This is a genomic window from Methanococcoides orientis, from assembly GCF_021184045.1.
GTDB classification, from domain to species: Archaea; Halobacteriota; Methanosarcinia; order Methanosarcinales; family Methanosarcinaceae; genus Methanococcoides; species Methanococcoides orientis.
In genome coordinates, this window is the sequence record NZ_CP073710.1 from 956,173 (window position 1) to 980,193 (window position 24,021).

The window sequence follows — 24,021 nt, forward strand, 5'->3', positions numbered from 1 at the left end:
CCTATACTGTTCCTCGAAAATCTTATTCTGCCTTTATACCCGGATGAATGTAACGTAAATAAATCCTACAGTCATCAGCACGAAAAACAATATCCCTGCCCAACTCATTAACTTGAGAAGGGGACCGGGCCGTTCTTCGATCGGTACATTGCTGCCATTCATCACCTTATAATTGATATAGGCTAGAACAGGGGATGTGATAAAACTGACAACGGCTGCAAAGCTCAATAATTGCAGTAAATTATCTACGAAATAAAGTACGATCAAGCAGGAGGCTACTACTGAGAGCACGATCCATACCTTGAATATCGGTTTGAAATGGTTGGTAAAGTTGTCGTGGACCAAGGTACAGCTTGCAGCCAGCGAACGTGGGTATCCATCAATGCATGTCATCGTGGTACTGAACATGGTGGAAAAAGCAGCAGTTAGGATCAGCGGCTTTGACCATTCGCCGATGTTGGCAGAGTACAAATTGACCAACTGTGTACTGAAACCAATTCCACCACTTGCAAGCTCCTCACCGGAACCGAACATGATAAGTTTTCCAAGAGCGAAAAATGCTACAGCCATGACTGCTGCCATGACGTAACCCAGATAAAAGTCAATGGAAGTCTCCCGGGTAGTAGCAAAGTGTCCGGTTTCTTCTTCACGACTGAACATCCAAAGGCTTGACCATGCAGACAGATCGATTGGTGCTGGCATCCAGCCCAGAAGGAGCACCAGGAATGGGAAAGCTTGCCATGTCCAAGCGCTGCTGCCCACAAAGTCAGCAGATGCAACCGAGCCATGAGTAAACGCCAAGCCCAATGCTACTAATGTACTCAAGCTAAGAAGGACAACTATTACTTTAGCAGATTTATCTAGTAATTTATAGTGTCCCAATAAAATGACTGCTGCACAGATCAGCAATATGCCAATTGTGAATGCAGGAATCTTGCTGCCATCAAAACCGTAACCTGCAAAAAGTGTGCCACTAAGCATAGCTACTCCTGCAGTATTGATTATACCGGTCAGGATGTTTATGCCCAGAAAGGTGTATAGGTAAGCAAGCCCCTGTCTTTTATATCCTGCTAAAAGACTTTCCCCGGTAGCAGCAGTATAGCGCTGACCATATAGGAAAAATGGGTATTTTAACACGTTAGCTAATAGTATAAGCCCTAGTAGGCTCCATCCAAATTGTGCACCAGCCCGTGTTGACCATACAAGGTGTGAACCACCAATGGCGGCGCAGGCTATTAAGATACCTGGTCCAATCGCTTTGAACAGATTAGCGTTTCTATTAAGATATGTAGTAGGCGCCTGCATATCTTCTCCAGCCATTGACTGTGTTTCATTTATGTCTATAAATTCGTTCATGGTCGGTTGTTAATTTATGATGTCTATTTTTCAAACTATGCTGATTATTCATTGAATTATGATTGTGCTTTATTGTAATATGGCGATTTTTTATTGATTTATGTACAAATCGTCAGGTTTCAAACACATTAAATAAATATTAAAATATATATAGATTTTTACTCTAATGCCCGTTTTTGTAGCATCTTTTTGAAAGATCTTGCTCGGGCATTCACCTATCTTGACTCAGGATGTCATTGATTAGTACAATCAAGAGATTTAATAGTAAAAAAAGCTAGAAACAAACGTTGTGCCATTATTTTTCAAAATGTGGTATCCGAAAAGAGTTGAACAAAGCTCTTGCATTGTAGCTTTCACATGAGGGAAATAAGTTAATTGCTTTCATTCTTTTCTTTAAACTCATATTTTTCAACAGTCGAATTGATATAGACTGCTTTACACTTATTAAATGGGTACTAAACTAATGGAGCAGGGGTAAAACATGGATATGAAGGAGCTGGAAGGTCTGGTCTTTTGCCAGAGTTGTGGAATGCCTTTGGAGAAGGACGAGGATTTTGGAACCAATGCAGATGGTTCAAAGAGTGAAGAATATTGCAATTATTGTTACCAGAATGGCGATTTCACACAGCCCAACATTACTTTGGAAGAAATGATAGAGCAATGCTCCAAAGCAATTGATGAAAATAGGATCATGTCACTGGAAGAAGCAAAAAAGCTTAGCCAACAGAATCTTCCAAAATTAAAGAGATGGAAGTAATTTTTAATTTTGCTCTCAATGCTCACGTAAAAGAGAGGGCGAGGAATTGGGATGAGAGCTATCGCTATGCCTGACACACCTATCAGATAAACTTTAGTGGCACAGCATAATTGGAAACAATAACATATAATCCATTTCAGCTTGTTAGAATTCCTTATTAAAATGAAAATTGGAACGATTATCAGTCTAAGATCAAGGAGAACTATTTATGAGTGGATTCTTCCCCCTGAAGTATATTGAAAACAAAAGCAGAATACTTGTCAATACTCCATTGTACTTTTTCCTTTTCATGCTTTGTACAATACTTAGTATTCTTGCATATTATATCCAGACAAAGGATGAATTTGCTCCTGCAGTTATACTCTCTGTATTATGGATCTTTTTTTGGAAGAACAGCAAAATTGAAGGAAAAACGTTGCTTTTGATAGCATCCATTTTTGGTTTCATACATGAATTATTGGGCGTACAATACGGATATTTCACATACATTAATGGCGTAGTAGGAAATGTTCCGATCTGGATATTACCCGGGTATGGAGCAATATTCTGGTCAGCTCACAATCTCTGTAAGATATTCGAAAAACAATATTCAAGATCCAAGTGGTTCAATTTTACAGATCATTTTGTCATCTTAAGTTTTATTCTGCTTATACTGGCAGATTTCATATTCTTTGATCTGACAAAGAACCCCCTGATCATATCTATTAAATTTATAGCTTCATTTATGCTGTTTAGAAATTTAAGCCTTTTAAGACTTGCATACTTTACAGGATTCTTCACTCTTCTTAATGAAATTGCAGGAGAAACACTTGGAACATGGTCACATCCGGATTTTTCACTACTTTCCCTGATAGCAGGATACGTTTTCCTTCTCTGGATATGCCTGTCGATCGCCGAAGTAAAAGAAGCAAGGAAAGCAAAATATCATGAAAAGGATCAACTCATAAGTTACGTATCCGCATTGAAAGGACTTGTGAACGGAGAGAAAGGATGGACTAAAAGAGAGGCAACTGCTGCATTTTTAATGTTATTCCTCTATACATTGGGTTTACTTGGGCTGATCAGGGTCTAAACATTTTATTGTCCGGATAACGAGTAACAATTATGTGTCTTATGCTGAATGGAAGAAGATGGGATTCACGAAGGTGCTCTCCATTACATGAAGCAGAACTCCAAGAGTGATAAGCTTTCTACCCTCAATACTCATGTCAGGGAGAGGTTGGAGAATTGCGATAAAGGGGCAGTTTAAATGAATAATTTACACGTGAAATAAATGGTATTAACAAGTTTTACATAGCTAAATGTAATATCGATAGCAATAGCAGACATAGTAAAATTAATGAGATGAATTTTTATAACTGGCGATAAACAGTGATAATATCACTAATACTTCTGAATAGGATTTTATTGCACATCATATTTAATAGAAATTGCGAATTTTGGGGGGGTGAAGGTGCTTCCTTGAATTCAAATATTAATTCTGCATAATACGTAGCCTTTGGATTGTCCTTAACGTCCAGCACACAGATCGTACCGAATATTTCACCGTCTGGCCACTCGATTGGAAAACCAAGATAATAGGTCATCCCCAATTCAATGTCCGGATGTGAATCCATTCAGTATCCTTTAAGGCGTCACTGACTAAAAGTTGTCTGCACTGCTTCATAACATTTTCACACTAAAGTCCAGTATTAAGGTCTGCTTTTTCCTCTTTCTCATTAGGATTATCTTTCGTTGCACTCGATAGAAATACCTCAATCTGCGGAGGATCAAACCTCATGATCAATCTAGCAGGCACACCGACAACCTTGGCTATCTGATCTACGATTAGTTGCCACTTAGCAACAATCTCATCTGTAATTCCAGGCTTTTTAGTGAGATATATTTCCATAATTACCCGGATTTCGGTTTGCATTCGTGGTCTTGATACCAGGATCTAATACTTACTGCTTATTTCGAAGAGGAATATAGTTAAGCTGCAGGAAGTCAGGAATATGGGCATAGCTACTATCAATAATACGGTAGCTATAAGCAGGGGAATCTTATTGTACGATGCTTATAACCTCAAGCTTTAACAAAATACAAAGCCATCTGCTAAAGCAGTTATATTCGAGCTAAACTAATCAACTGGAGATGCTTTCATGATTAGATGGTATAGTAAATCCGAAAGTACTTCCGCTATATTGATCACTTTCAACCCAAACCTTGCCACCATGCATTTCAACAAATTTCTTGACCAGTGCAAGACCAAGGCCGGCACCTCCATACTCCCTAGTAGTTGAAGAATCCACCTGATAGAAAGGGTTGAACAGTTTATCCCTATCCTCTAGTAAAATTCCGATTCCAGTATCCTTTATGAAGAGATTTACAGACTCATCAGAGATATCACCATTTATAGTCACTGACCCTCCTTGATCCGTAAACTTAATGGCATTGTTCACGAGATTGCAAAGAACCTGCTTGAATTTCATCATGTCTGCTTTTATGATAGGCACGCTAATGTCAATGTTACATGTCAGGTCAATATCCTTTTCTAATGCAATAGGCATCATCAATGCTTCTACTTCATCAATAACATCGGATACAAAGAACTCACTAATATGAAGTTTCACCCTCCCTGTTTCGATGTTCGAGATGGATAGGATTTCGTTAATCAGCTGTAAAAGATGCTTTCCATTTCTAAGGACATTGGACACGTATTTCTTTTGATATTCATTCAAGATACCAAATTTCTCACTGTAAAGTATATCCGAGAATCCGATGACTGAGTTTAAAGGTGTCCTTAGTTCATGGCTCATATTTGTGATGAATTCAGTTTTGGACATGTTGGCAGCTTCAGCAGCAAGTTTAGCATTGAGCATAAGATTCTCTGCCTGCTTACGCTCAGTGATGTCATACATTATCCCATTCATCGAAATTGGTTTGCCTTGTTGATCTTTCTCCCAACTGACATGATCTTGCACCCATCGTATGGTTTTGTCCTTCTTTATAATACGATATTCTATAATACCACTTTCAATTTTTGTTTGCAATTCGGCGAATTCTGCAAACACCCGTTCTCTATCGTCATGATAAATTGTTTTCTCCCATATATATGGATCATCAAGCCACATATCTACAGTATAACCATAGATCTTTTCGACAGCCTTGTTCACATAAGTTGACACAAGCGTTTCAGGATTTGCGCGGTAAATTAACTCATTAAGACTTTCAGTTAAATTACGATAGTTTTCTTCAGATCTTTGTAAAGCTTCCTCGACCTGCTTACGTTTGGTGATATCCCTGAGAATTGCCATGTCTGCAGATCTGCCTTCGTAGTCTATGATCGATGCGTTTACTTCTACAAAAAACGATTTTCCATCCTTTGAAATAAGTTCGACCTCATACTGGTTTAGAACTTTTTCCCCACATAATCTCCTTTTGTACCTATCCATTATAGTGTCCCTATAATTAGGAGAAACAAAATCAATAAATGGCTTCCCAATTACTTCTTCGATAGAAAATCCGGACATTTCCATCATTTTTTTGTTCGCATATTTAAGCAAGCATTCCCCCTGGAGAATAATGATCCCATCATTTCCTTTTTCCACAAGATTTGAGTACTTCTTTTTGCTCTCTGTCAACTCTTTCTCGGCTTCTTTGCGTTGGAGACTTGTTCCTATGATCTGCGCCGTCATAAGAAGAGTATTGATATCTTCGTCTGCCCAGTCTCCAGTATTAAGAACATTGTCCATTCCGATAAATCCGGAAAGTTCGCTGTTCAAGTACAAAGGTAAGACGATTAATGACTTTATAGCTTGCATTTCAAGGATTTCTTTTTCTGCAGATGCTTCTTCTGGCAATTTAGATACGTTTTTGATGTAAATCGACTCACCATTATGAAGTTTGTTCATCCACCAGGGAAACAGATCAACCGGAATATCCTGAAGGTTATCTTTTTGGGCTTCAACTTTTTCCACACAGTACTCGTGTGTGTTGTCCATCAGAATTCCATCATCATGAAAACGAAAAACGTAGGTTCTGCTACTTCCGCATAAATTGCAAATTTTCTCCAGAGCAAAATTGATACTATGATCGATATCCCGGCTGGAAACAAACATCGACGAAATTGAGGCTATTACTTTTTCGATCTCAAGTTTTTGTTCTATTAGTTGATTTGCCTGTTTTATTTTTGTTACATCATCCACGATCAACGAAACCATTGGTTTATCATTTTTTCGTATCAAAGATGTTGAAACTAAAAAATGAAGTGTTAGTAATTTACCATTGTTTGTTATTTCCAATTCGCCTTGTTTTTTGTAAATGCTTTCGCCGGTTTCAAACGTGTGGATAACAGAGTTTCGTACAGCACATTCTGAGCACTCTCTGTTTTTTCCACAACCTTCTCCTTTTAACGAATTTATACATCCAAAAAGTTCACCACCAAGAAGACCAAAACTGTCTTTTTTTTCTTTTCCTAATGCAATAGTAGTAGCCCTATTGATGGTTTCAACTTTCCCATCCTGATTGACAAGGATCATAATTAGAGGAATATCATCAAAAATAGAATTTAAAATATTAGAGCTTACAAATGATTTAGTGTGTACATCGTAACACTCATTGGCAGTATTATTTCTCAGAAATGTCCCTATTACACCCATATGTGCATCCCCCTCTAAAGCTAACACTCCACATTAATTTATCTCAATGACCATCAATATATATGTTATGGCGTTAACCTTTTTTGAAAATACCAAAGAAAATGTAGAATGGAAGAGGTATTCAGGTTTGTTGTTGATCTTGCTGTAATGAACCTGATTGAAAAGGGAGCTATGGATAACAAGGATTTTGTAAGGACTGAGAGCTTTTCGCTGAGATTAAGGCCAACAGGAGCAAGGAAGGTTACTGAAGAGTTCAATGCTATGCTGAACAGCAAGGTTGAGTACAGGAAGAAGAATAGTTCCTGGGGATCTGTACTGTTGCTCAAGGCTAGGGAATTAAGCCATAATCTTGTTGGTAAGCGGAAAACTGTTGAGTTCAGTAATCCTGTTTATGTTTGTGCAAGGGATGATTCAAATCTGCTGAGGAAGAAGATCATTGACATGCCTTACACCGAGTGGAAGGAGATGGGGTTCTCTAAAGGCACATTGCACTACATGAAGCAGAACGCTAAGAGTGATAAACCGTTTACACTCAATGCTCATGTAAGGGAAAGGTTGGAGATGTGGGGGACAGCTTAAAACGAAAATGTATTTATTTTAAAAATGATTTGTATTAGGATGTGACCTGCTTTTTATGAGCAAGTCACTCCACATATACGCTATTAGAGTTTGTTCTTCTGAAAAATGTAGAACGCATAACCATATTCATCTGGGCGTTCTCTGAAGAGTTTTATCTCTTTTCTGTTAAACTCAAGTATCATTTCTGCCTCAGTGTTTCCTTTATAGTTATCACTGATTTCATCAACTCTTTTTTCCAGATTGTTATAAAACTCGTACCAGACAGAAACTGGCAGTTTAAAGTTATCAATGACATCATATCCTACTGCTGTAATAACTTTTTCAGTATCAGGTATATTCATGATACCGGGATATATTTCCTGCCAGAATTCAACAACTTCCTGAGAAGGTTCATCCGTGAACCATGTGTTCTCTGTCACTGCCATATAGCCACCATCTTTCAAGAACTGTTTCCAGTAGCTGATTCCCTTTTCAAAACCAAGGATAAAGATGGAGCCTTCTGCCCAGATTACGTCGAATTCTCCTGCTTCAAAAGGCAGTTCATCCATGGAAGCACAAACTGTAGTAATCCTGTCATCAATTCCTTCTTTAGCTGCATTTTCCATCAGCTTATCCAAAAAAGGTTGGTAAATGTCAGTTGCAGTGACGTGACAATTGTTGCAAATCTTCGCAAGATGTATTGTCTGCATACCTACACCACATCCAATATCAAGGATCTTAGTACCTGCAGGAAGGGAAGAAAGCATATTAAAGGCTTTTTCAGTACATTCGTTACTACCTGGACCCTGTCTAGGCAACCCATCAAATATCTCAAAAATTGGTGATTCCATTTTTGCACCTATACTCATCATTTATTTTGCTTGATATGGATATGTAATAAAGTCAATATGACTTTTTGACAATTACAATTTTATATGTTCAAGCAGTGATTCTCAATGTCACGCAGAATATATAACTATTTTACTTTACAATAAACTCAAAAGTAGTGAAAAGATGGATGAAAAGTTACTTGCAAATATCGGTTTAAACAAATATGAGAGATCTGTTTACTGGACGCTTTTGAAAAAAGGTGATCTGGAAGCAAGTAAATTATCACAGTTATCACAAGTTCCCATTGGAAAGATCTATGAGATTTTGAGGGATTTGAACAAGTATGGCCTTGTGGAGATCCAACCTTCAAGGCCACGGAAATACAGGACTGTTGATCCAAAAATTGCTTTTGAACTCATGTACAAAAGAAGAGAGGAAGAAGCACTCAATGAGCTCAAACTACTCAGGGAAACATTTGCTGAAATTGAACGGCAACTTTCCAATGGCGATTCTCCAAAGCATGTTGAAACAACATTCTGGCCCGACAAGTTCCATGATAATGAACTAAAAGAGACGGTGAATTCATTTTTTGAGGATATTGAGCATGAAATATGTGTTGTTACTCCCCTTAAGTATAAGCCAGGAGTATCAGAACAATATGATGATTCAATGTCAATATTCAGCCAGGCTTACTTAAATTTGGCACAACGTGGCATTCATGTTAAAATTCTAGATTCCTACTCTCAACTGTTACCGTCAATAAAAGAACTTATTAATTCAATAGAAGATGAATCAGTCAAAAGTAATGTTCAGAAATTCATGGAAATAAGAATTTTGGAAACAGAGCATGATTTTGTAATCTTTGATTCAAAGACTATCTTTCTTGATATTGAAGATCAGATTAATACTGGTACTAGTCTCGGTATGACACAAATTCATGATGAGTCATATACAAAGCGTTTCAAGGCTAAATTCAACGACCTCTGGACTAAGGGGAAGCGATTCAATTTCACATAAACTGGTCCAGATTATGAGCTTCTTATTGATGCCTGCCAGTTTGTAACCTAATTGAATTGTTGCATAATACTTTTTGAATAAATTACAATTTGATTGGTGACCAAATAATTTTATAAGAGTTCGGTTTTTTACACTTACCTATATCCCAAAAGAAAAGTGCGGGGATATATAAGAAATAAAAAAATTGGACTTTTTTGTACGTTAAATTTTTATGAAGTCGTTTTTAAATATATTTTTAAAAAGATATAATGATACATGACATTGTCTAAAAAATAAGGGTGTCAACGATTCTACTTCATTAAGATATTTGACCATACGTATTTAATCCAAACAGTATAATTTTTATAAAAGACATGCTTAACCATAGACTAATTAATTCGTTAAAATCAGGCCATATTGGGATTGAAATATCACGTCGCCCGTAAGTTCAACGGATGCAGTTGTTGTCAAAATCAGACCATTGTGGGATTGAAATCTGTTTGAAAAGATGATAGATAATTCCTGTAATACTGTTAAAATCAGGCCATATTGGGATTGAAATGCAGAACAGCTTGTCACAAGCCCTAAGCAGATCTCATTAAAATCAGACCTTAAAGGGATTGAAACCTATCAGAAGCATTCCTAAGCCGTGTGAAATACATTGTTAAAATCAGCCCTTGGAGGGATTGAAACTAATAAGCGCTTTCGTGGTGATCTTCTACTAATTGGTTAAATCAGACCTTTAAGGGATTGAAATGTTGCTATCTGGTAGATGGTGTGGTAGTCATAGCTATTAAAATCAGACCATATTGGGATTGAAATGGTGCTACCACGTACTGCCAGACAGATCTTACTTCGTTAAAATCAGACCATTGTGGGATTGAAACAGCACAAAAGTTACGACACCGAGACCGTTCAGGATGTTTAAATCGGCCCTTTTAGGGATTGAAGTTCTCCATAACACATTCTAATTGTTGCACCTGTTGCTGTTAAAATTAGATTTTAAAGAGATTTAAAATAAACTTTTTGTACGTAAGCTGTGGAATTGTATCCGTATATAGCAAGTTTATAACGATATTGCTTTAGGTGTAATTTAAAATCCGTAGTTTCCTCTGTAGAGATATTATACGTAGATTAAGGCTGATTTGTGTATTCATTAATCTTAATGCTGTAGATATAGAGCAGACAATTCACAATCCAATTTTAAGATCTACCTTTCTGTTTCCGATATGGAATTGTCTAGATCCGATAATTAATTATCTGATTACGATAAATGATTTTATTGTTTGATATAGGACTTTTTAGCCTACTTTTTTGTAAATATATATTACTGATTTGTTAATATTAATTGTCGATATGGTAATATTGGGCAGGATATCACCTACGATAAGATTATATTCATAGTGTGTTATGCCTTTTATCCCAATTAAGATAAAGATTGTACTTACGATATGGTATCCGTATATCAAAGCTATATACGATATATATTCACTATTCCTGCGTAGATTCTAATAGGATAAAAAGCCCAGTTTTTAGCCTTCAAACCAATTTTCCAAGCGTTCCCTCACATGAGCATTCAACGTAAACGGTTTATCATCCTTAGCATTCTTCTTCATATAGTGTAAAGAACCCTTCGAGAAGCCCATATTTTTCCAATCAACATAAGGCATGTCAATGATCTTTTTCCTCAACAGATCAGCGTCATCCCTTTTCCCAACATAAACAGGATTCATGAATTCAACAGTTTTCCTCTTACCAACAAGATGATGGCTTAACTCTCTTGCCTTGAGTAACAGGACAGATCCCCAAGAGCTATTCTTCTTTCTATACTCGACTTTGCTATTCATAATAGTATTGAACTCAGCAGTGAGCTTCCTTGCTCCTGTTGGTCTAAGCCTTAATGAAAAATTCTCAGTTCTCACAAAGTCTTTTTTATCCATAACCCCTTTTTCGATAAGGTTTATAACAGCAAGATCAACAATAAACCTGAATGGTTCTTGCAAATCGTAAGCAAGACTGTACTTGCTCTGATTCATCTCATGCAAAAATCCAACATGAGCATCAAGACCAACTGAATTAATAGCTCTCAAGCATTCAGATTCAAGCAATGCATAACCATAATTGAGCATAACGTTGACTCTGTCGCCTGCCCCTGTTGCTCTTCTGTAATTATCAGTCCTTGCCTTGAAATCATACCGTTCAGGAACAGCTTTGGCATACTCATTCCAGTACTTCCAGGCAACTCCACCTTCAACACCAAGAATCTCCTTTATGGATTTAGCATTCTCAAGTTTAGCCTTATCATCAGTAAAATCATACTCGATCTCAGGATATCTCTGTTTCAAATAATCAAGAACAGCCTCAGATTTAGAGAACTTAGCCTCAATGAACTTCTTGGCAAACTCAATCCTTGCATCTTGATCTTCATAAGCATGGTACTGAGCAAACTTTGTCTTTACATTGGTACTCTCAGGAGGAAGCATTGTTGTTAGGAGTTTTCCGTTCCAGTCCAACATAGTGATCTGTACATTGTGCTTAATCAACCACCTGATGGCTTCAAAGCTCAGCGATCCGCTTCGACCATATACAACAATGCTATCAACGTCCATCCTCTTTGGAGAGAATACGTATTCCTGAGGTTCTTCAGTGGTTGTGAACCTGCCGTCTTTGATGTGAAGTTTAGTGCCATCAACATACATGTTGATGCCATGGCCATTTAGAAGCAAAAGTTTCATTTAATGCACCTTTATGTTAGCTGGTGATTTTCGATAGAAAAATTATTAATCTAATATACCCAGATTCTTCATGGCTTGACGTCTTATGTCTGATACAAACAGAACAGCTTCATCTTTTCCTTCTTTAGCCAATTCCCTTTGTAAGTTAAAGAGTTCTGTTCTATGTTTTTCAATAACGTTAGAAGTTTCATTTACCGTGTAACAACTCCTATCTGAAGATAAATCCTTCACAGTTTTGGCATCTTTTATCAGCTGTTCAATAACGAGCTCATCATCATAGTATCCAAGCAGCCGAATAATATATTTTTTCGGACTCCCATGGGTAGGAGGGACTTTAAACTTCTGTTTCAACAAAAATCTCAGTTTTATTAAAAGATCAGGTTCATTCAGAGGTTTGATCTTTTTATTGACAATATGATCGAAAATTATTAGCAATAGCTCATATATTAATTCTTGATCTTCACCATCTAAATTTTGTATTATTGAATCCAGTTGACTTCCATCTAATACGTATTTCTTTTTATAGTACTCAATTTCTTTTAGTGCCAGCCTTTTATCTATATCATCTTCTGATTTAAGAAGTTCTAAAATCTCATCAAGATGCTTTTTTAACTTTAATGTGTCTGTAAATATTAGATAGGAAGCACGTTTATCTGTTTCTTCGATATTATATTTGCCGAGTTCATCATAATTTGGATTTAAGATAATTTTTGATTCAATCATCTTGTTTAATTTGCGGTCAATGGTTGGCTTGCTATATCCTCGATCTCCGGAATGTTTTTCGATAAGATCTTCTATTAGCTTTTCTCTCCTGACGTATCCTTTTTCAGATAAATAATCAGTAACCTCTTTTTCAAAATTCACTTAGTAGATCTCCTTTTGACGTTATGTACATTTTAAATTGCAGCGAAGTTACAGCATATTCATGATATCAAATATGATATCAAACTATATATATCTTTATATTCAAGTTGCATCATTAGAAGCAAATTTTTACCTTTTTTTAATATCAGACTAAATACCAAACTATATATTGATTAATGTATCACATGATGATCACATGAGAAAATCAGAACGATTCATAATGACACTTCCCCCGTATCTAAAGGAGAAGTTAGTACAGTTGGCAGAAAACTATGGCTGCTCCCAGGCAGAAGTGCTCAGGACGGCTTTAATCAAACTGAATGAGGGATTGAAATGAACAAGTTCTCGTTGAGATTCAAGTCGTTTAAAGAATGGCTTAATGCAAAAGCTAGGAACACGGAGTATGCAAAGCGCGTCATTAAACTGCATGAATTGGCTCCATCGCTATCACTCAAGGAATTGCTGGAACAGGGAATTTCTCATCTCAGCCCTGCCCTTAAGTCCTGGAAAGAACTCTCTGCAGAAGAACGGGATCTACGGATAAGGGCACTACAGACTCTTTCAGATATGCGTAAAGGTGAATCGCTTACTAAGGCTGCAAAGGAGCAGGGAATTACCAGAAAACAGGCAGTAATGCATCTTGGAAGATACGTATACAAGAAAAAGGGACGCTGGGTTGCAACTCACACCGATAAGATAGAACGCGGACGCTGGTTCTATTCTGATGGTGAGCGCATTAGCGTTATAATCAACGATTCAGGGGATGCTTCACTCATCAGTAACTATCTGAATGCAGTCAGATGGGCATTAGACACTGGCGATAAATCAATCCTCCAGTCGTTCAAGGGACTCAAAATCACAGACGTTGACGGTGAAAAGCATTGTTTTCGAAACTGATCTGGAGACAGTTTACGGATTGGTAGAGCAGATAGAGGAGTACGCGTTTCTACAGATATACGACGATAGATACTAAATGATAACATTATGCACAAGGAGATTAAAATAAATGAATGAAGAAATTAATAATGAAGATCTAATTGCACAGATTAAATGGCAATTGCAGGAACAGGGTGTTTTGGAAAATGGCATTTGCGAGGTTTGTGCCGAAACAAACCCCCATGCTTTGGGAATATTTGAAAAACATCATCTTTCGACAAGGAACTTCCCAAATGAAACATGTGTTTCCTGCCTTAACTGTCACGCTACAGTAACAGGGCTGCAAAATTCCATTCCACCCAATTTCAGATCGTACAAATTGCCGATGGAACTTCAGATTCCTTACATTTTTCTGAGCCATGCTGCACTCAGGAAACGGATGGCAGAGGTTGAAATTGTGACAATGAACCAACTCTACGAGGTGCTAAAGGATGGACAGTATAGCATTAAGGGCTTTTACAAGTAAAAAGGGTTCCAAGGCAATAAAATCAAAACAATATTCAAAGAAAAAGAAGACTCGTGATTTCCCACGAGTCCTTACTTTTGACGCAGAAACCACAGCTGACAAGTATCAAAATTTAAAATTTGGATATTTTGATGTAAGACAGAATGACATCTATACCTATGGCGGTTTGATCTGGGATAAAAGACACATTACAAGGAAGGAGTATAATACTTTAAAAAAATATGCAAATAAGCACTTGATGCGGCTTTTCTCATTAGAGGAGTTTATAAAAATATTCTATTTAGAGGTCTATGATCGGGGAACGCTGTTCCTTGGGTTCAATATTAACTTTGATCTTTCAAGGGTAATACTGGATTATGGTTATGGGAAGTATTCGGGAAATGGAGGATTTTCTTTCCTTTTAACTGAAGACACCATGTACCCCAGATTGCGCATAAAGCAACTCAAGGGGAAGACCTACAACGTAGAGTTCACTAAAGCACGAAGAAAATCCGTAAAAAAAGGTAACTTCAAGGGTCACTTTTTAGATGTACAGCACCTGGCTTGCATACTTACCGATAGTAAGTCGTTGTCACTTGAGAGTGCTTGTGAAATGTTTGACACGCAGATAAAGAAAAAAGCAGAAAAAGAACATGGCAAAGTAACACCAAGGTACATAGAATACAACATTAAAGATGTGAAAGCAACCTACGAGGTATTCCAAAAAGTACGGGAAGAGTTCAATAAATATCAGCTGAACATCCCGATGACAAAGGTGTACTCAGCCGCCTCTCTGGGTAAGCAGGCGTTGAGACAATGCAGTCTTAAATCATTTTCAGAACAAAACCCTAAATTTCCCAGAAAAATCATAGGTAATATCATGGGTGCATACTATGGGGGCAGATGTGAAGTAAAGGTACGCAAAACCCCGGTCAAAGTAACAGTACTTGACTTCTTTAGTATGTATCCTACTGTGATGCTTCTCCTGGGTCACTGGGAGTTTCTCATTGCAGCAAAAATGCGATACAAAACTGATACCAAAGCAGTACAGGAATTCATTGATAACTTAACATTGGAAAAAGCTTTAGACAAAGATTCCTGGAAGCAAATGAATGTACTTGTTGAATTGCAACCAGATGATGATATCTTTCCAGTACGAACCAATTATGCTAATCAAGATACACGCAATATAGGGATAAATCATATCACATACAAAGATTCACTTTATTATTTCCTGCCAGACGTACTTGCTTCAAAGCTTCTCGCAGGAAAATCACCACGAATCAAGAAAGCAATCCGATTTATTCCGGAAGGTGTTCAGAAAGGCCTGACTGAAACACAGATTTATGGCATTAAGATAGATCCGAAAAAGGATAATCTCATCAAATGCTTGGTGGAACACAGACAGGAAATAAAAAATGAAATGAGAGAAGTTGCAATAGATTCACATGATTACGAGATATTAGACTCCCAGCAAAGAGCAGTAAAAATTGTTAATAACTCAACGTCATATGGGATTTACCTAGAAGTAAACCCAAAAGAGGATGTTGAAGAATTAGAAATATTTAGCAACGCCAATTTCGATTCAATTGGTAAATATGAGCCACCTGGAGTTTTTTTTCCACCCCATAATCGGTGCTAATATAACTGCAGGGTCTCGCCTTCTGCTTGCAATTGCTGAAAGATTTGTTCTGGAAAAAGGAGAGCTTCACACATACATGGACACGGATTCAATCTTTGTTCCTCCGCATCTTGCAGAGGAATTGAGTCATCTGTTCGATTCCTTAAATCCCTACGACTTTGATAAACCCATCCTTGAGATTGAAGACGGGATGGATGATATCTGGTTCTATGGAATCAGTTCAAAGAGGTACTGCTTGTTCCATAAGGATGGGAAAGAGATCGTCATTCCTGGTGGAAAGAAGCTGTTCTATAAACTGCATGGTTTAGGACATATCACAAATCCTTTCAGCAGAGAACTTTGCGAAAAAGATCATTGGCACAAACAGATTTGGTTGGATATACTCAAAGTCTATTACAATCCCGAACTTTTGAGTGGAATATTGGAGAAATACGAGAACTATTCAGTAATATCGAACCTTTCAATCACCACAGCAAACCTCCACCGCAGATTTGAAAAACTGAACGATGGAAAATCTTTTGACAAACAGATAAAGCCATTTAACTTTATGCTTGTAGGGCAGGGGACTGTATCAAATAAAAAAGGTAGATCAGCTGTGCAGATAAAACCTATTACACCATTCAGCAAAAATCCTCAAGAAATCGTTGAATTGCCTTTTATCGACTATAAAACAGGAGATATTCTCCAAGGGAGACATTACTGGAAACCGCTCAGCGATGTTTTTGATAAATATATAAGTCACCCTGAAACCAAATTCGAGGGCGACATTGGTGTGCTCAAAAGAAGGCATCTGAATCCCAAAGGATGCATATACGTTGGTAAGGAATCCAACAACATAGATATGCAATGTCTTGAACAGTCGCAACTAGAAACATTCTATGACCTGGAATCACTGCAGGAGTATATACTTAATTTAACTCCCTCAAAGGCTAAAGAAATAGGGGTTAGCAAGAGTACTCTATTTAGTATGAAAATGAGAATAAAATCCCAAAAACTAAATCTCAATACATCAGCGGTGAAGAAACTTCTGGAGCATTTCTACAATGAAACAGAGAGCGTCTGTCCAGAGAAAAGACTACTTCAATCAGGTTACGATATGAATGATGTGATTAACTATGTTCGCAATCTAACTCCGAAAGAGGCAAAATCAATTGGGATAAAGTACAGGAGTACACTCCAAAATCTAAAGAAAAGGGCTGAGCAGGGACAATTAAACCTTAACACATCAATAATGGATAAAGTTGTCACGCATCTTCTGAATTGTTGAAAACTCATGCGAGTGGGTTTACAACAAAAAGGTGCTATCTCATTTTTCGTATGGGATGGACCTGTATACTTAATTTTTAAATTATTTTATTAGCCTGATCCTTTTTTATGTTGATAGTTAGTTTAATATATTAAACGATACTTACTTTAATATACAGATTAGTTATTACTTTTCGGCTATAGATAAGATGGCCATGGAATTTAAATGAAAATTCATGAAAAGTAATGTATGAGAAACCTGAAATTCAAAAGAAGGTACGTCAATGTTCACAGATAAAATAGCACACAGTAATTATGTGGTGATCTGAATGCGTTCTAAAGTAACTACGCAGATAGACGCTGACATTAAGTTGCTCTTTGATTCCACAAAAAAAGTACATGGGAAATCTTACAGTGAAGTGCTTGAAAATGGAATACAAGAAATGTTGCGTGAGATCAAACCCATATAGATAATGAAAACCGAAATATCATATCTTAAAAGTTTAATCGGTTTAGAAGAAGATAAAAATCAATATTTAAAGGGAACTAAACTGCAAAAGAATGATGATTCAGATATAATAGATCGGATAGGACAATTGAAACAGCAGATAGAACATGAATTGGAAACAATGCGCTTCCGTCTGTTTAATCTTACAAAAGACTTGATGTTAAGTATTGTAAAGGATGATTCAACAGACTGGTATTTTTATGCTCGCATTTACTCCTTTGATTCAGGGAATAAGGCAAAAGAGTGGGTTGTTGATAAGCTGAAATCTGAAGGTATGCTTCAATAAAGATAGTATTTTTAAATAATAACTCCAATCATTGGGTTTTTTATTTCTTCTTTCAATTTTTCTAATCGTAAGCCATCTGTAAATGAATAATATTGTAAAAACTTTGGAGTTGATAAAATAATATCAAATTTTTCATCTTTCTCTATTAGCCCTTCAGTCATAAGATATCCCAATATATCTTGACCATGAGCTTTATTTTTTATATTGATTATTGAAATAATGAATTGGTTGAGGAGACTAGTAATTTTTCTTCTGAGATATATATCTTTAAACTTATCAGTTGATGTTATGATTTCTTTCCAGACTTTGTATACATTCTCAGTTACTACTTTCCCATTGCATATGATTTTATATTTTTTTTCTAACTTCTGAATTTCTGAATCACTTATAATAGACTCAATGTTATATCTGTCATATTCTGACAGAAACTCTAGTGGAATGTCCTCACATACAAAAATATCTATTTTATCTAATTTATCATCAATTACATTCAGCTCATTGTTTATCGTTTGATAATGTAGATCATTTATTTCACGATTTATTTTTTCAAATGAATCCTTTGCTATTTTTTTTAATTCATCTGATAAAATATGATAGTATTCATCGAATCTTTTGCAGATTAATATTTCTTTCATGTCGTTTTGGCTAATTTTTCTGGGGCTCAATATTTTGTATCGTTCTTGATCGGAATATATCTTCTTAGAATCTGCAACTTTGCCATCTTTGTATTTTATGACGAAGAGTTTTGAAATACTTGCTTTCTTTTCATTACATTCTCTATTTATTCGTCCAGATATCTGTTCGATGCTATCTATTATAGAGTAATCTCTAATACCAAAGTCGCAATCAATATCAACGCCTGCTTCTATAGATTGAGTCGAAACGATTATTATTCGTTCTTCTCTAGATTTATTCTTTAGTTCCTCGATTAGTTTCTTTCTTCGCAAATTCGAGATGGTGCTATTCAACAAACAAAAAGAAAAATCATTAAACATTATATCAGAGGTCAGTTCTTCATATACTTTTCTTGAAGTATCAACCACATTTAAAGTTACAAGAACTTTTACGCTCCCTGTTTGGTAATTTGTGTTAATTTCTTCGATTAACAATTGTTTAATGCCCTCCATATCATTAATATCTAGTCTAAAATGAATTTCATTTCTTTTAAACAATTGATGGTTGTAATATTTTTGGGGATTACTGATTACTTGTGGAATTGCAGCATCATCTAAAAAAGAATTCAAATTCGGAAGTGTTGCACTCATAACAATGTAATATATATTAAAATTTTTACTTGTTTCACTGATAAAATTATAAAAAACTCTTATATTTTTATCACTTAAGGTTTGTATCTCATCAATAATAACTATACTGTTGCATAAGTTAGCTATTTTATAACGATTGGTGCCACCAGTTTTTATGAAACAGTTGAAAAAGTTTACATTTGTAATTACATTTACACAATTATTTAAAAAATTATCATCCCGAATTATCATCATCTGCTTTAATTTAGAAATTGAATCTTCATCACCCATATCACGATATTTATCGACATATGCTCGCGAGTATATGTCTGAAACAAGACCTACTTTGTGAGGGAAGAACGAGTTTTCGAATAATGCATCATTTATAGCTTTGTAGTTCTGTTCTATAATATTGATGTAAGGAAATACATAAAACAAGCGCTTAACATTTTGATCATAGTCGAGAATATTTAACGCCATTTTCATAGAAATATTTGTCTTCCCACCACCTGTAGGAATTGCCAACATAAATATTTTATTTCCTTCTTTTAGAAGTTTATTTGTACTTTTGTTGCATTCAATTAATATTTCTCTTCGCAGTTCATTTATATCATTGCAACAAGAATAATTTTTAAATTCGATTTGATCAATATCTGAGTTGTATGGTATCTTTGAATAAGATTTGATCATTTTTTCTCGGATGTCTTGGTTTATAGTGTTTAAGGAGTACATCTCGTTCAATGAGTATGTGTAATGTAACGTTGAATAAGAATCGCTGAGAACAAGCAATGAATAAAGGAGCTTTACCAAAAGGAAGATTTTACTCCACTCAAAATTGCTCTTGAAAAATTCTCTTTTATTATCTTCGAGGAGTACTAACTCTCCAACATCTACTAAATGAAGAATTTTTTGAATAAGTTCTTTTTCTTCACGTGATGTGTCATCATCTTTAACGTGAAAATTAGTTAAACTACTATGATGGGACCTAATAATATTAGCAAGTAAGTAGATAATCCCATGAGAATTTGGAAATTTTTTTAGTAAAAAAGAAGTTAATATTTTTTCTGAAAAAAGACTGTGATAGCTATTTCCTGATATCTTATTTCCTTTTACTTTCGCTATTTGGAAATTTGGATTTAGTTTTCCAACATCATGATAATATATTCCATAAAGTATAATCTGCTTGATTTTATTTTGTTGTTTTTCTCCAAAAAGGTCGGAAATTAATTCGTCAAGTATAGGCTCAAGTTCCAATTTATCGATTATATGTAAAAAATATTTACCACATAATTCCAAATGATCTTCCAGGAATTCCAGATTATCTCCTTGTCTGTGAGCAGAATAAAATTGGTTGCATGGAACTAAGCTCTTATCCAAGATTATGAATAATTCATTGAAAGTATCAGAAGACATAGTAGACATTACCTTCCGACATAATGAAATTCTCTGGATTCTTCAATTGTACCTTGCATTCTTTTTGTGGTATTGCCATTAGGTTATAAGTATACTTGAAATTATCATCAAAATCTACTGGAAGCATTTCAAGTTTTATATTGCCATTACCTTCTTTTTCTAGCTCATAGAAGGGGAAGATACTAGAGCACACCGTTTCTTTTCTAGAATTTATCTCATAATCTTTTAATGAAATATATTGAATATTCGCAAAAAATTCATTTTTACCGAGATATATGTGAAAAACACTACGGTTATTCTGAATATTTTTAATTATTACTTTATGCAGTTCATTACTTTCGTCCAGCAGTAAGCCAATTTCGTAATCTGGGTATAAAATCACCTGTTCATTTATAATTACGTTTGGAGAATCGGTGTCTTTTCTATTGTTCAGGAAACTGTTCAAGCTGTTATAATTCACCGTAAATTTTCTATCAGAAATATTGTTAGACTTAATGAAAACTTTCAAATCACCAATTTTAGAATAAAATTCAGGTTCAATGGTCCTGTTTTTATATCCTCCAAGACCAGCAATTGAACCAATAAGTCCCAGTAACTGAGGTTTTGGAATGATGGAATACGTGTTCCTGAAGCGATTGCTTATGGGTTGATTAAAATGAGCAAAATTTCCATACAATCTAAAAGTCAGGAGTTTATTTGATTTATTGCCAATCTTATATTCTCCTGATGAAGAGTATTCCAGCTTTTGAGTCATGTAAGCACCTGATAAATTAGTCACTTCTCACTCGATTCCAGGGAATAAATATTTTTGACTTTATTGCTGTATTGCTCAAGTGAATCGTCAATGATTTCCTCTTTTATAATATCTATAACCTTTGAGTAATCTACAATCATTTCACCCTCTGATTCATAGACATCTACCAATGAGTTTAGGTTGTTGAAAATCCGATCATTTTTGTTCTTAAACCAAAGCGTGCTTACCGTTTCACAGCCAAACATGGTGGTGGAAGTTATTTCTCCCACTGCATATTTCAATGCATTTTTAAGTTTTTTGATATCATCATCCGACACTTTAATTCCTTGTTTCTCTGCAGAATTCATGTTAAGGCAGATGTCATATACGTAGTAAACGTCGTCTGCTCTGGCTTCATTTCCTATTGTTGTCTTCTGAGCATCCTGGCTTTTCTCATTTGGATTTCTATAAGGGGACAATATATCGGAAGAATATATATTGGATCCATCTAACCTGTTCACACCATAATTGATCTGACAAGGGCCTGTCATAGAAATATTACGTGTATCATCGCCACTGATTGCAAATACAACTCCAAACAATCGAACATCTATGAAACCTTTGAGGTCGCTAATAATCTCACTTTCATCTTTAGGCAGGGCACCTTTGTCACATTTTTTGAAATAATTCTCTTTTAATGTAAGGTATCGTTCTACCACTTCATCCTCATTGCTTTTTTTATGAAACTCCTTGGTTCTCTGAACGAACACAGGTTCTTTTTTTGAAAGATACTCTCTTAAGCAATACTTCAACGCTTTATCAGTAGCAAATATCCTCCCGCTAGGCAGCCTTCTAGGGAGACCATCAAAACCTGCATTGAAACTCGCATTCTTTGCGTTTACAACAACCAAACCATTGTAGTTCATTTAATTATCCTCCTGTTGTGTAGATTCACGTTCTTCTTTTTCTTTTGTGGAAGAATAGAGATAGTTATCATCAAAGTAGCCTGTGTACAGAGAAATCTTGTTGTCCTCATATGACTTTTTGAATTCGAATGCTAGGACATTTTTAGTCAGATTGTGAAATCTCCGATTATTGTCAAGATATTCGTTATGAGAATACTTTTCAAGTACTGAAATTAACTTCTTTTTTAGCATGTCCATATTATGAACATTCATAGTATATTTTGTGAAGAGGTTTAACTTGTTCTTTCCTTTGTATTCCTGAACTAAGTAGTAAAATGCTTGTCCCATGCAGTAACTCGCTTCGAAATCATTCTCTATTTCAAAAGAGTCATTATCTTTCATTTTTTCTTTTAAAGCCATGTATTCTGTAATGGTTTCGCCCCCGTTAGGTTCTATGTTTAGATACTTGTAGTAGATTGTAAGGAAGAAGCGGATTTTGTTAGGTCCGATCTTCATGTCATCACGAAGACCTGAATTTGTGATTAACTCAGAAAGCATTTCTCTGAATAGCTTTGAATAAATACAATCCTCAAAAAGGGAAACATCTTGAAAATACAAAAAGTTCCTAATAATTGAGTTGTATTCTATAATTTTCAGTTTAAGGAAAGGATGAAGTGTATCTCTCAACTTTTTCGGATTCTTTTCAAACAAGGACCCTATAAGATTATTGTTAAAAATCAAGTTTAATTCTCTCAAAAATATTGATTTATCCCTTTCATTTTGAATGTATCTGATTGCTCCCTTCTTATTTTTATCAGGAAGCTCCTTTAAAGTTGAGTGTATCGAGATATCTTTAATATTAATAGTTGGTTTTATATTTTGAAGGTAGTAATTGAAATTATTAACATATGTGAATTCTATATCCTCAAGTTTCGGATTGGCAATCATCATCACATAATCAAATTCCTGAGATCGATTCCTGTCGTACAAAGATTTTAACATTTTTAAGATTCCAATAGGATCAGAAGAATAATCTCTGTAATCACTTGTCTCAACTGTTACAGTTGTGGGAAACACGTATCTGTAAAACTTGTATTTCTTGATGTATTCAAAATAATCATAAATTTGTTTGGAACATTTTTCACATAAATTGAAATTTTCCGAACTTTTTGATTTCAAGTTAGACTTAAATCTTGTAGGATGCCTAAGAAGAAATTTCCTGTCTTTGGCCAGATCAAATATATTTCCAAAAGTCAACATATAAAGCTGACCCAATTCTCCACAGCTATCACAGTTTCCTTCAAATGTATTATATTTCAGAATTTTTTGCAGGGTATACTCTTCGATAGTAGCAATATAACTATCAATATCAGATTCATTTACAAGGAAAACGATTAAGTCATTTTCCCGTAGACCAAAAGTATTTTCAGGGTTTCTTGTATCAAAATTTCTAAAAAAACTCTCAACTCTATCACAGAGATTTGGGAATTGATTATAATACTCAGTTTTCTTGACTGAATCTCTAAAAGAATCAACTTTTTTAGAAGGGATTTTTATAACCACATTTCCGTTTGGATGCTGTCGATTTATATTATCTTCATTTTTATCGAAGAAAACATTAGTAAGTTTATAATGAGTGGGTGAATGACTTAAAAGTGCAGAATTGCTTCCAATATTGTTACTTCCTTTACGAGTGGGTCGCACAAACTTACTAGTAAAATATACAAGAGGATATTTTTCTAACAGTAAGATATCGTTTACCTCTTCTTCAATATCTGATCCACTAATAACAAATGGTGAGTCGCTTAAATTCGGAGGTACAATCAAAATTTTGGTCGTTTCATTTTTGGGTTCGGATTCATCTTCATTCAATAAAGCGTTATAGTCTTCTTCAGTAAACAAATTTACAATAAAATTGTACATATTT

At 35.4% G+C, this 24,021-nt stretch carries 21 protein-coding genes; 11 read left to right on the forward strand and 10 right to left on the reverse strand.

Annotated features, from left to right (window positions below; genetic code table 11):
* Window positions 1-33 precede the first annotated feature (33 nt).
* A complete protein-coding gene (locus J7W08_RS04765) occupies window positions 34-1,320 on the reverse strand; it encodes an NRAMP family divalent metal transporter (RefSeq protein WP_510618286.1) in 1,287 nt (428 codons plus the stop codon).
* Window positions 1,321-1,837: 517 nt separating this feature from the next.
* On the opposite strand from J7W08_RS04765, the gene J7W08_RS04770 reads away from it, so the two are divergent.
* Entirely contained in the window at window positions 1,838-2,113 is a 276-nt protein-coding gene (locus J7W08_RS04770; protein WP_233085492.1) for a zinc ribbon domain-containing protein, read from the forward strand.
* 208 nt (window positions 2,114-2,321) lie between these two features.
* Window positions 2,322-3,185, forward strand: a complete 864-nt coding sequence (locus J7W08_RS04775) for a hypothetical protein (protein WP_233085493.1) — start codon at window positions 2,322-2,324, stop codon at window positions 3,183-3,185.
* 606 nt (window positions 3,186-3,791) lie between these two features.
* Here J7W08_RS04775 and J7W08_RS04780 read toward each other — a convergent pair.
* Window positions 3,792-4,004 (reverse strand): hypothetical protein, encoded by a 213-nt coding sequence (locus tag J7W08_RS04780; protein ID WP_233085494.1) that lies wholly within the window; start codon window positions 4,002-4,004, stop codon window positions 3,792-3,794.
* A 232-nt stretch (window positions 4,005-4,236) separates the two neighbouring features.
* Entirely contained in the window at window positions 4,237-6,753 is a 2,517-nt protein-coding gene (locus J7W08_RS04785) for a PAS domain S-box protein (RefSeq protein ID WP_233085495.1), read from the reverse strand.
* A 108-nt stretch (window positions 6,754-6,861) separates the two neighbouring features.
* Between J7W08_RS04785 and J7W08_RS04790 the strand changes: the two genes are divergently transcribed.
* Window positions 6,862-7,332, forward strand: coding sequence for a CRISPR-associated endonuclease Cas1 (locus tag J7W08_RS04790; protein ID WP_233085496.1), 471 nt, complete (start codon window positions 6,862-6,864; stop codon window positions 7,330-7,332).
* Window positions 7,333-7,415: 83 nt separating this feature from the next.
* Here the strand turns inward: J7W08_RS04790 and J7W08_RS04795 are convergent, their stop codons facing one another.
* Window positions 7,416-8,183, reverse strand: a complete 768-nt coding sequence (locus tag J7W08_RS04795) for a class I SAM-dependent methyltransferase (protein ID WP_233085497.1) — start codon at window positions 8,181-8,183, stop codon at window positions 7,416-7,418.
* Window positions 8,184-8,325: 142 nt separating this feature from the next.
* Between J7W08_RS04795 and J7W08_RS04800 the strand changes: the two genes are divergently transcribed.
* Complete coding sequence (locus J7W08_RS04800) at window positions 8,326-9,159, forward strand: TrmB family transcriptional regulator (RefSeq protein ID WP_233085498.1); 834 nt, start codon at window positions 8,326-8,328, stop codon at window positions 9,157-9,159.
* Between the two features lie 1,511 nt (window positions 9,160-10,670).
* Here J7W08_RS04800 and cas1 read toward each other — a convergent pair.
* Window positions 10,671-11,873, reverse strand: coding sequence for a CRISPR-associated endonuclease Cas1 (gene cas1, locus J7W08_RS04805; RefSeq protein ID WP_233085499.1), 1,203 nt, complete (start codon window positions 11,871-11,873; stop codon window positions 10,671-10,673).
* Between the two features lie 45 nt (window positions 11,874-11,918).
* The gene (locus tag J7W08_RS04810; RefSeq protein ID WP_233085500.1) at window positions 11,919-12,737 is read right to left on the reverse strand and encodes a hypothetical protein; all 819 of its coding nucleotides are present in this window, start codon (window positions 12,735-12,737) and stop codon (window positions 11,919-11,921) included.
* Window positions 12,738-12,933: 196 nt separating this feature from the next.
* Between J7W08_RS04810 and J7W08_RS04815 the strand changes: the two genes are divergently transcribed.
* The 7 genes from J7W08_RS04815 to J7W08_RS04845 all read left to right on the forward strand — a co-directional run bounded on the left by J7W08_RS04815 (window position 12,934) and on the right by J7W08_RS04845 (window position 17,799).
* On the forward strand, window positions 12,934-13,074 hold the full coding sequence (locus J7W08_RS04815; protein ID WP_233085501.1) for a hypothetical protein: 141 nt from the start codon (window positions 12,934-12,936) through the stop codon (window positions 13,072-13,074).
* Entirely contained in the window at window positions 13,071-13,634 is a 564-nt protein-coding gene (locus J7W08_RS04820; RefSeq protein ID WP_233085502.1) for a hypothetical protein, read from the forward strand. The genes J7W08_RS04815 and J7W08_RS04820 overlap by 4 nt, the downstream gene beginning before the upstream one ends.
* Before the next feature lie 109 nt (window positions 13,635-13,743).
* A complete protein-coding gene (locus J7W08_RS04825; protein ID WP_233085503.1) occupies window positions 13,744-14,139 on the forward strand; it encodes a hypothetical protein in 396 nt (131 codons plus the stop codon).
* Complete coding sequence (locus J7W08_RS04830) at window positions 14,105-15,760, forward strand: DNA polymerase (protein WP_233085504.1); 1,656 nt, start codon at window positions 14,105-14,107, stop codon at window positions 15,758-15,760. The genes J7W08_RS04825 and J7W08_RS04830 overlap by 35 nt, the downstream gene beginning before the upstream one ends.
* On the forward strand, window positions 15,717-17,027 hold the full coding sequence (locus J7W08_RS04835; protein WP_233085505.1) for a hypothetical protein: 1,311 nt from the start codon (window positions 15,717-15,719) through the stop codon (window positions 17,025-17,027). The genes J7W08_RS04830 and J7W08_RS04835 overlap by 44 nt, the downstream gene beginning before the upstream one ends.
* A 307-nt stretch (window positions 17,028-17,334) precedes the next feature.
* Window positions 17,335-17,475 carry a hypothetical protein gene (locus J7W08_RS04840; RefSeq protein WP_233085506.1) on the forward strand — a complete coding sequence of 47 codons (141 nt, stop codon included), beginning with the start codon at window positions 17,335-17,337 and terminating at the stop codon, window positions 17,473-17,475.
* 3 nt (window positions 17,476-17,478) lie between these two features.
* The gene (locus tag J7W08_RS04845) at window positions 17,479-17,799 is read left to right on the forward strand and encodes a hypothetical protein (protein WP_233085507.1); all 321 of its coding nucleotides are present in this window, start codon (window positions 17,479-17,481) and stop codon (window positions 17,797-17,799) included.
* 11 nt (window positions 17,800-17,810) lie between these two features.
* Here the strand turns inward: J7W08_RS04845 and cas3 are convergent, their stop codons facing one another.
* The 4 genes from cas3 to J7W08_RS04865 are packed head-to-tail and all read right to left on the reverse strand — an operon-like array spanning window position 17,811 to window position 24,017.
* A complete protein-coding gene (cas3, locus tag J7W08_RS04850) occupies window positions 17,811-20,456 on the reverse strand; it encodes a CRISPR-associated helicase Cas3' (RefSeq protein ID WP_233085508.1) in 2,646 nt (881 codons plus the stop codon).
* Window positions 20,446-21,210, reverse strand: coding sequence for a CRISPR-associated protein Cas5 (cas5, locus tag J7W08_RS04855; protein WP_233085509.1), 765 nt, complete (start codon window positions 21,208-21,210; stop codon window positions 20,446-20,448). The genes cas3 and cas5 overlap by 11 nt, the downstream gene beginning before the upstream one ends.
* A gap of 20 nt (window positions 21,211-21,230) precedes the next feature.
* Window positions 21,231-22,115, reverse strand: a complete 885-nt coding sequence (locus tag J7W08_RS04860; protein ID WP_233085510.1) for a type I CRISPR-associated protein Cas7 — start codon at window positions 22,113-22,115, stop codon at window positions 21,231-21,233.
* Window positions 22,116-24,017 carry a hypothetical protein gene (locus tag J7W08_RS04865; protein ID WP_233085511.1) on the reverse strand — a complete coding sequence of 634 codons (1,902 nt, stop codon included), beginning with the start codon at window positions 24,015-24,017 and terminating at the stop codon, window positions 22,116-22,118.
* Between the last annotated feature and the right edge of the window lie 4 nt (window positions 24,018-24,021).

Excerpts from the sequence above, each read along its gene's own strand:
- J7W08_RS04765 (WP_510618286.1), bottom strand. The coding sequence starts at position 1,320 with ATGGCTGGAGAAGATATGCAGGCGCCTACTACATATCTTAATAGAAAC.
- J7W08_RS04770 (WP_233085492.1), top strand. The coding sequence starts at position 1,838 with ATGGATATGAAGGAGCTGGAAGGTCTGGTCTTTTGCCAGAGTTGTGGA.
- J7W08_RS04775 (WP_233085493.1), top strand. The coding sequence starts at position 2,322 with ATGAGTGGATTCTTCCCCCTGAAGTATATTGAAAACAAAAGCAGAATA.
- J7W08_RS04780 (WP_233085494.1), bottom strand. The coding sequence starts at position 4,004 with ATGGAAATATATCTCACTAAAAAGCCTGGAATTACAGATGAGATTGTT.
- J7W08_RS04785 (WP_233085495.1), bottom strand. The coding sequence starts at position 6,753 with ATGGGTGTAATAGGGACATTTCTGAGAAATAATACTGCCAATGAGTGT.
- J7W08_RS04790 (WP_233085496.1), top strand. The coding sequence starts at position 6,862 with ATGGAAGAGGTATTCAGGTTTGTTGTTGATCTTGCTGTAATGAACCTG.
- J7W08_RS04795 (WP_233085497.1), bottom strand. The coding sequence starts at position 8,183 with ATGATGAGTATAGGTGCAAAAATGGAATCACCAATTTTTGAGATATTT.
- J7W08_RS04800 (WP_233085498.1), top strand. The coding sequence starts at position 8,326 with ATGGATGAAAAGTTACTTGCAAATATCGGTTTAAACAAATATGAGAGA.
- cas1 (WP_233085499.1), bottom strand. The coding sequence starts at position 11,873 with ATGAAACTTTTGCTTCTAAATGGCCATGGCATCAACATGTATGTTGAT.
- J7W08_RS04815 (WP_233085501.1), top strand. The coding sequence starts at position 12,934 with ATGAGAAAATCAGAACGATTCATAATGACACTTCCCCCGTATCTAAAG.
- J7W08_RS04820 (WP_233085502.1), top strand. The coding sequence starts at position 13,071 with ATGAACAAGTTCTCGTTGAGATTCAAGTCGTTTAAAGAATGGCTTAAT.
- J7W08_RS04825 (WP_233085503.1), top strand. The coding sequence starts at position 13,744 with ATGAATGAAGAAATTAATAATGAAGATCTAATTGCACAGATTAAATGG.
- J7W08_RS04830 (WP_233085504.1), top strand. The coding sequence starts at position 14,105 with ATGGACAGTATAGCATTAAGGGCTTTTACAAGTAAAAAGGGTTCCAAG.
- J7W08_RS04835 (WP_233085505.1), top strand. The coding sequence starts at position 15,717 with ATGAGCCACCTGGAGTTTTTTTTCCACCCCATAATCGGTGCTAATATA.
- J7W08_RS04840 (WP_233085506.1), top strand. The coding sequence starts at position 17,335 with ATGCGTTCTAAAGTAACTACGCAGATAGACGCTGACATTAAGTTGCTC.
- J7W08_RS04845 (WP_233085507.1), top strand. The coding sequence starts at position 17,479 with ATGAAAACCGAAATATCATATCTTAAAAGTTTAATCGGTTTAGAAGAA.
- cas3 (WP_233085508.1), bottom strand. The coding sequence starts at position 20,456 with ATGTCTTCTGATACTTTCAATGAATTATTCATAATCTTGGATAAGAGC.
- cas5 (WP_233085509.1), bottom strand. The coding sequence starts at position 21,210 with ATGACTCAAAAGCTGGAATACTCTTCATCAGGAGAATATAAGATTGGC.
- J7W08_RS04860 (WP_233085510.1), bottom strand. The coding sequence starts at position 22,115 with ATGAACTACAATGGTTTGGTTGTTGTAAACGCAAAGAATGCGAGTTTC.
- J7W08_RS04865 (WP_233085511.1), bottom strand. The coding sequence starts at position 24,017 with ATGTACAATTTTATTGTAAATTTGTTTACTGAAGAAGACTATAACGCT.